This is a genomic window from Campylobacter troglodytis (assembly GCF_006864425.1).
Classification (GTDB): Bacteria; Campylobacterota; Campylobacteria; order Campylobacterales; family Campylobacteraceae; genus Campylobacter_D; species Campylobacter_D troglodytis.
In genome coordinates this window covers 1-6,596 of the sequence record NZ_QHLI01000088.1, presented here as the reverse complement: position 1 = coordinate 6,596, position 6,596 = coordinate 1, and the positions used below count along the sequence as shown (strand labels likewise).

The 6,596-nt window shown below is 33.2% G+C and carries 9 protein-coding genes, 1 other RNA gene and 1 pseudogene; 5 read left to right on the top strand and 6 right to left on the bottom strand.

The window, feature by feature from the left end:
* Positions 1 to 103 (top strand): annotated as a pseudogene (locus DMC01_RS11725) (IS1595 family transposase); the annotation flags it as partial.
* A gap of 965 nt (positions 104 to 1,068) precedes the next feature.
* Here the strand turns inward: DMC01_RS11725 and DMC01_RS11720 are convergent.
* Genes DMC01_RS11720 through DMC01_RS11710 form a run of 3 tightly spaced genes read right to left on the bottom strand, consistent with a single transcriptional unit; the run spans position 1,069 to position 2,334 of the window.
* Positions 1,069 to 1,737, bottom strand: coding sequence for a 16S rRNA (uracil(1498)-N(3))-methyltransferase (locus DMC01_RS11720; RefSeq protein WP_142694386.1), 669 nt, complete (start codon positions 1,735 to 1,737; stop codon positions 1,069 to 1,071).
* A complete protein-coding gene (locus tag DMC01_RS11715; protein WP_142694385.1) occupies positions 1,737 to 2,135 on the bottom strand; it encodes a hypothetical protein in 399 nt (132 codons plus the stop codon). The genes DMC01_RS11720 and DMC01_RS11715 overlap by 1 nt, the downstream gene beginning before the upstream one ends.
* On the bottom strand, positions 2,128 to 2,334 hold the full coding sequence (locus DMC01_RS11710; protein WP_142694384.1) for a putative periplasmic lipoprotein: 207 nt from the start codon (positions 2,332 to 2,334) through the stop codon (positions 2,128 to 2,130). Before DMC01_RS11710 ends, DMC01_RS11715 begins: the two co-directional genes overlap by 8 nt.
* A 261-nt stretch (positions 2,335 to 2,595) precedes the next feature.
* Here DMC01_RS11710 and exbB point away from each other — a divergent pair, with 261 nt between their 5' ends.
* From exbB to ffs, 4 genes are all read left to right on the top strand, one after another.
* A complete protein-coding gene (gene exbB / locus DMC01_RS11705) occupies positions 2,596 to 3,036 on the top strand; it encodes a TonB-system energizer ExbB (protein ID WP_142694383.1) in 441 nt (146 codons plus the stop codon).
* A complete protein-coding gene (gene exbD / locus DMC01_RS11700; protein ID WP_142694382.1) occupies positions 3,020 to 3,403 on the top strand; it encodes a TonB system transport protein ExbD in 384 nt (127 codons plus the stop codon). The genes exbB and exbD overlap by 17 nt, the downstream gene beginning before the upstream one ends.
* 2 nt (positions 3,404 to 3,405) lie before the next feature.
* Positions 3,406 to 4,062 carry an energy transducer TonB family protein gene (locus DMC01_RS11695; RefSeq protein WP_142694381.1) on the top strand — a complete coding sequence of 219 codons (657 nt, stop codon included), beginning with the start codon at positions 3,406 to 3,408 and terminating at the stop codon, positions 4,060 to 4,062.
* A 28-nt stretch (positions 4,063 to 4,090) separates the two neighbouring features.
* Positions 4,091 to 4,188, top strand: an RNA gene (gene ffs / locus DMC01_RS11690) — signal recognition particle sRNA small type.
* Positions 4,189 to 4,400: 212 nt separating this feature from the next.
* Here ffs and DMC01_RS11685 read toward each other — a convergent pair.
* The 3 genes from DMC01_RS11685 to DMC01_RS13870 form a co-directional block, all read right to left on the bottom strand.
* Entirely contained in the window at positions 4,401 to 4,616 is a 216-nt protein-coding gene (locus DMC01_RS11685) for a transposase (protein ID WP_142694380.1), read from the bottom strand.
* A 949-nt stretch (positions 4,617 to 5,565) separates the two neighbouring features.
* Entirely contained in the window at positions 5,566 to 5,745 is a 180-nt protein-coding gene (locus DMC01_RS16875; protein ID WP_142694379.1) for a hypothetical protein, read from the bottom strand.
* 205 nt (positions 5,746 to 5,950) lie between these two features.
* Positions 5,951 to 6,136, bottom strand: a complete 186-nt coding sequence (locus DMC01_RS13870; protein WP_185908915.1) for a hypothetical protein — start codon at positions 6,134 to 6,136, stop codon at positions 5,951 to 5,953.
* Positions 6,137 to 6,596 lie beyond the last annotated feature (460 nt).

Genomic DNA, 6,596 nt, shown 5'->3' with positions numbered 1-6,596 from the left:
CTATTTGCACTTAAAGGAAACTGAATTTAGATATAATGTTAAAGTTAAAAATGAAAATTTGTATAAAATTTTGTTAAAATTGATTAGGAAAAATCCTATGTAATTTTAGCTAAAAGTATCAATCGCCTAAATTTTAATAAATTTTGATGAGAATTTTGTCCTAAACTTTTTGTATTAATTCTATTTTCTTTAAATGAGGGACAAATTTTTTTATTCCACGAAATTTAGCTAAACGAAACTTTGCAAAGCCCATTTTGCTTGCAGTTACAAGACGCGTAGCACGAAGTAAAAAAGTTCACAATTTCGTTAATATGATTTCATCCCTTTGCAAACTCGTTTTTGTTATGCTTTACCCTATAATCTGCTTTTGTTCCTTCTTGTAAAGTTGTGAGTAAAACAAAGCAAAAATCCACCAAGGTACCGTAGGCTTTGAAGCTATCACTATAAATTTCACACTCGTTAAGCTCCGCAAAGTCTCTTATGATAGGCAGTAGCTATTTAGCCAAGCAGTGATGACTATCTGCGTATAAAGGTCAGCCTAGCGTTTTAGCATACCTTCTTGCAAAATTAAGAGTACTTATCACGAAATAAAAACACAGACGTTTTTCTTGCTAGAACCCCCACGCCCACCCCTTTTTTCCATGAACACGCCTTGCACTTTCTACTACGCAGTTGCGAGCCTAGCATTGTAAAAAATAACTCTCACCCTCTTCAATTTCACCACTCATTTTAGATATTTTTAACACTCTTTGACTATTAAAATGCGAATTTCTTTTTACACACAACTTTGCTTTGTAATTTGACAAAGTTAGAGGATTTTTTAACTTCTAAATCAATTTTTACAAAGGGAGGTGCTGGAGGCAAAGTAAAAAATACTTCAAACTTTTCCTAAAATTTGGCGAAATTTGAAAACAGATCTTTGTTTTTCATGAGCATTGACTTAAAAACCTTTGGTTTAAGCTTTATTGAGCCAAGTTTAATTTAGCCAACAACAAAGATTAAAAGTAAAAAAAATTTGAAAATACAACGCTAAATTCTTGAAAGATATAGCCTTTAATCTAGATAAATTCACAGCAAAAGTTTTGCAGCCACTGAAATGATAGCACTTTGAGTGCGTAAAATATAGGGGCTTTTTAGTTTGATTTTTGTCTCAAAAAGGCTTCTTTCCTCGTCCGTAAAGCCTCCCTCAGCACCGACAAAAAGGATTTTATCATCGCCTTTAAACTCGCTAAAATCGCTATTTTCACCGCTAAAATCAAGCATAACTGCATTTTCATAGGCACTTGCAAAGTCTTTGGTGCTATCAAAGCGTTCTATTTGCATTAAATTTGCCCGTCCGCACTGCTGAGAAGACTGTATTAAAATCCTCTCTAATCGCCTAAAATCGAGTCTGAAATTCCTTTGCGAAAAATGCGTAAAAACCAAAATGAGCTTGTAAAGTCCAAGCTCGTTTAAAATAGGTAGAGTTTTTTCTAAGATTTTTGGCTCAATCACGCCAAGGGCTAGAGTGGTTTTTGAAGGCAAAATGCTTGAATTTAAGAGCTTTTCTTGCAAATTTAGCAAACAAGAGTTTCTTTCTATTTTAGATATTTTATAAACATAAATAAAATCATCTTTTAAATTTCGCACATTTAGGCTTTCATTTTGCCGAACTCGGCGAACTTTTAGGTGATAAAAGCCCTCCCCCCTTATGCAAAGCTCGTTTTTACCAGCATTAGCGTCATATAAAAACTGCATTAAATCCCATAAACATACAAAAATATAGCAAAAATTAATCCCAAATCAACACACAAGATCAAAAGACTAGCTATCTTAAAAACTGTATACCGTCTAAGTGTTCTTGCCTTCTTAAAAAGCTTAAACTGAAAGATATTTAAGCCAAGTATGAGTATCCAAGCAGCTATCATAAGATAATTTGAAGCATCTAGGTAAAAGGCTCTTAAAGCAAGTAGCAAGGAGCCTGTAAAAAAGATAATAGCCAAAAAGGTATAGTAAAGGGGCAAAAAAATACGAATTGATCTGATAAAATCAAACTCAGTTTTAATAGCCCTTTGGGTTAAAACAAGATAAAGTAGCATCAGACAAACTGTTGTATAAATGCTATAAAGGTGGATGGCTGTAAAAAATTCATACATTTTGTGAGCTTAATTTTAAATTTATAAAGCCTTGAGTATCATCTATGGGCAAGGGGAGATTGCTGTCGTTAATGTCTATTTTTTCATCGCTTTCTTCTAGCAAGATTTCTTCTTTTGCTTGAGTTTCTATCTTGGGCTTTTTTTCTTCACTACAAGCAAGGAGAAAAAAAACAAGGCAAAATGCCAAAAAAACTTTCATAAATTCACCTTAAAGAACTTTGCATAAAATTATAGCTATATTTATTTAAAATTTAGTCATTATTCAAGGATTTTTCCCCTTATATTTTGCTTTTTTTAAAAAATCAATGACAAATTTCAAATGTGATTAAAATGATATTTTGTTAAAATTTTGTTAAAATATTTCATACAATTTTAAGCTTATTTTTAAATTTATTTAAGCTACATTTTAATTTTTTAATATATAATTTTAATAAACTTTACTAAATGCAAAGAGGATTAAATGGATGTTTTAAAGGATTATATAGACTATATTATCTTAGGTATTTTAGGGCTTATGGCATTTATAGCTACTTGGTGTGTTATAGAAAGAGTGCTTTTTTTTAGAATTATAAATGTTAGAGACTATCATAACCAAGAAGACTTTGATAATGCCTTGAGTGAAAATCTTACAACCTTATATATTATTTATTCAAATGCTCCTTATGTTGGGCTACTAGGCACTGTAATAGGCATTATGATAGTTTTTTATGACATGGGACTTTCTGGTAATATAGATGTAAAATCCATAGTAGTAGGGCTTTCACTTGCTTTAAAGGCAACAGCAGTAGGACTTGCAGTTGCCATACCTAGCCTAATGGCTTATAATGCCTTGATGAGAAAGATCTCGCTTCTAAGCACAAAGTACAACAGTATGGTAAAGCAAGATGATAAAGTTGCCTAGAAATGATGGGTTAAACATAGTTCCCTTCATAGACATTATGCTTGTTTTACTTGCCATTGTTTTAAGCATTTCTACCTTTGTAGCTTATGGGCATATTAAGATAGAACCTCCCAAATCAGAATCTGCAAGAAATGTAGGAGATAACGACAACAAGCTTTTAATAAGCATAGACGAAAAAGATCTTTTTTATCTTGATGATAAAGAAGCTAGCACAGAGGAGCTTGAAGAAAAAATAGCAAATTTGGATGAAAAGACCCTAGTTGAGCTTAAGGCTGATAAGAACTGCAAATTTGAAAGCTTTATTCAGGTCATTAGTATGCTTAAAAGCAAAGAACATAATAATTTTCAAATCATAACACAGAGATAAAAATGCGTTCTCATAAATTCAAAGCCTTCATTTTAACTTGTTGTATCTTTGTTGCTCCCTTGTTTGCACTCATTGCCTTAGGCGATGTTTTTAAGGCAGAGATCAAAGGCGAGGAGAGTATGTCCTTGGTAATGGGACAGTTCATAGCACAAGGACAGGTTGTAGCACCCAAACTAGCACCAGCACCCCCAACTCCAAGAGAGCATAAAAGACACGAAAAACACAAAAAGCATCACAAAAAAGAAAGGATAAAGGAAGTTAAAAAGGGCAAGGAAAAAGAGGAGCAAAGACAAGAGGAAAGCTCGGTTTCAGGAGGAGCACAGGTGGCTAATAACGCACCTATGCAAATTGGCACCCTAGCTTATGGCAAAACGGATAATCCTTTCTTGCGTGAGATCAAAGCAGCCATAGATAGAGCAGCAAGGGAAACCTACCCCCATCAAGCCATAAAAATGAGGCTTACGGGAGAGGTTTTGCTTGAATTTGTGTGGCTTAACACCAAAAAACTACAAGCTGCAAAGATAATCAAAAGCTCAGGCTATAAGCTCTTAGACGATAATGTTATGAAGGTTTTAGTAAGGGCTGCTAATGAATTTCCAGCCTACAAAGAAAACATACGCATACAAATTCCTGTGGTGTATAATATCAAGCAACATTAAGCTTTTTTTGTTATAATTTTCTAGCCTCTTTTCAGACCTGTGCAAGATTGTCATAGGGCAGAGCTTCAGGGTGGGAACACAGCAGAGCAACCTTGTGTAATCTGTGCCGCAGCCATTTGGAAGGGGGTTAAAATCTCTTTTAAATTCAAGTTTCACAAACTCTCATAAAATTTAGGCGATTGATACTTTTAGCTAAAATAATCTAGGACTTTTCCTAAGCCATTTTAACAAAATTTTATACAAATTGTCGTTTTTAACCTTGACATTAGATAGAAATTTACTCTCCTTTAAGTTTAAATAAAAAAATTCCCTTGCCGTGAAACCCCCTAATCTAGCCTTTACAAAGCCCCTTCTACTACGCAGCTACAATAGCACGAAGTAAAAATATTCTCTATCCCGTTTATGTGCTTGTGTCCCTTTGCAAACTCAAATTTGGCGTGTTTTACCCTATAATGAGCTTTTGCACAAAAATCAACCAAGGCACCGTAGGATTTTAGTTTATCGCTATAAATTTCACTTTCTTTAAGCTCTGAAAAGTCCTTTATAATCGGCAATAATTCTTTGGCAGAGCAATATTTGACGACCTATGTATAAACTCGAGCGATTGCATTTTAGCATTCCTTCTCGCAGAGTTACAAGAGGCTTAACGAAGCAAAAACACAGATGTTTTAAGCCCCACATCCACGCTTACCACGCACCCTTTTTGCACCGAAATAATTCTCATCAACCTCAACCACTCATCTTGTTGATTTTTTCGCATTCTTTAAGGGTTAAAAGCTTACTATACAATTGCATTAACACAAGGGCGAGAAACCTTGCATAAAACATCGATTTTGTTCACACAAATATCAGCACAAAAACACTCTAAAATTGATTAAATTTCCGCTTTTAAATGTAGGGCAAAAATATATACTAAGATCGATTTTACCAAGCTTTTAGCTGTAATTATATCAGCTAAAAGTATCAATCGCCAAAATTTTATTCTTTTACTTATTTCATTGTAAAAAGCTTTAATAAGGATAAGAGATCATTAAGGTTTCTTAAATTCATAGTTCTATCATCTTAAATTTACAAGAAAAGAGCTTGAATTTAAACAGTTTACATTAAAGTTAAATTGAATTTAGAACAAAGATTTTTAATTAAGCACCATAAAATAAAGTTTATTTGCAAATTTCGCCAAATGCGATAAAAACTTTGAAATCTTTTCACTTAGCCTTGCCTTAGCAACTTTACAAGTAAGCTTGATTTATAAGCTAAAAATATCTAAACTTTGCAAAATAAGCAGTACTTTGTGAAAAATATGGCTCAATTAAACTTAATAGAATTTTGGCTTATAAATTTTGGCTCAAGATACTTTAATAGGATTTTCTCTTATCAACTTTAATAAGTTTTGATAAAGATTTTGTCCCAAACTTTTCATCGTAATTCTGTTTCTTTTAAATAAAAGATAAATTTTCTTTTTTAGCCCTTAAATTTAGCAAGTATAAATTTCGCAAACTTCTACTACGCAGTTGCAAGAGCACGAAAAAAGTTTTCTATGCCGTTGATATGGTTTCGTCCGTTTGCAAACTCGTTTTTGCTATGTTTTACAAAATCTCGTGCTTTAACACCTTCTTGTAAATGGACGAGTCTAAGCGTTGTAAAATCCACCAAGCCATCATAGGCTTTGAAGCTTTCTTGCAAATCTCACTTTTTTCAAGCCTTGCAAAGTCCCTTATGATAGGTGGCAACTATTTAGCAGAGCAATGCTTGACGACCTGTGTATAAACTCGAGCGATTGCATTTTAGCATTCCTTCTCGCAGAGTTACAAGAGGCTTAACGAAGTAAAAACACAGATGTTTTAAGCTCCACATCCACGCTTACCACGCACTTTGTGAGTCATTTCTACTACACAGTTGTGAGTACAAGGAAGTAAAAAGTAATTCTCATAAACTTCAAGCCACCACCCATTTTAAAAAGCTTCTCGCATTCTTTGGCTATCAAAATGTAAATTTCTTTGAAAATATTAAACAAATTTTGATAATAAATTTGACAAAAGCATTTTTTCGCCTCTAAATCAAAAACCTCTTGCAAGGTTGCAAGCCACAAGGCTAAGTAAAAAATATCTCAAAATTTCTCTTGCACTTTTAAAATGAAACTTAGAGCAACGGTACCAGTCGCGAAATTCGCAAACAAAGCTTTGTTTTTTATAGGTGTTAATTTAAAAACCCTTTGATTTAAGTTTAACCAAGCCTTTAAAAATATATGTAAATTTTTGCTTTAAATTCACAAAGTTTCATCTTCTGAGCGTATCGAGCTATCTCAAAATAACGCAAAATTCGTCATACTAAGCGTTTGCGAAGTAACTCATAGTTAAAAAGAAGTGTTTTTTTGCTTGGGCTATGTCTAAAAGCCCTACATAGTCGCTAGGTTTAGAACGACAAAATTCTTGTCATTCTAAGAGAAGTAAAAAAAACTATAAAAAAGCCCATTCGTTATCTTTTTTTGTGCCTTTTAAGTTACTTTTCTAAAAAAACTCTAAAATTTCACTTAG

What these genes read in the sequence shown, in the direction of transcription:
- exbB (WP_142694383.1), top strand. Translation starts at nt 2,596, where the DNA reads ATGGATGTTTTAAAGGATTATATAGACTATATTATCTTAGGTATTTTA.
- exbD (WP_142694382.1), top strand. Translation starts at nt 3,020, where the DNA reads ATGATAAAGTTGCCTAGAAATGATGGGTTAAACATAGTTCCCTTCATA.
- DMC01_RS11720 (WP_142694386.1), bottom strand. Translation starts at nt 1,737, where the DNA reads ATGCAGTTTTTATATGACGCTAATGCTGGTAAAAACGAGCTTTGCATA.
- DMC01_RS11710 (WP_142694384.1), bottom strand. Translation starts at nt 2,334, where the DNA reads ATGAAAGTTTTTTTGGCATTTTGCCTTGTTTTTTTTCTCCTTGCTTGT.
- DMC01_RS11695 (WP_142694381.1), top strand. Translation starts at nt 3,406, where the DNA reads ATGCGTTCTCATAAATTCAAAGCCTTCATTTTAACTTGTTGTATCTTT.
- DMC01_RS11715 (WP_142694385.1), bottom strand. Translation starts at nt 2,135, where the DNA reads ATGTATGAATTTTTTACAGCCATCCACCTTTATAGCATTTATACAACA.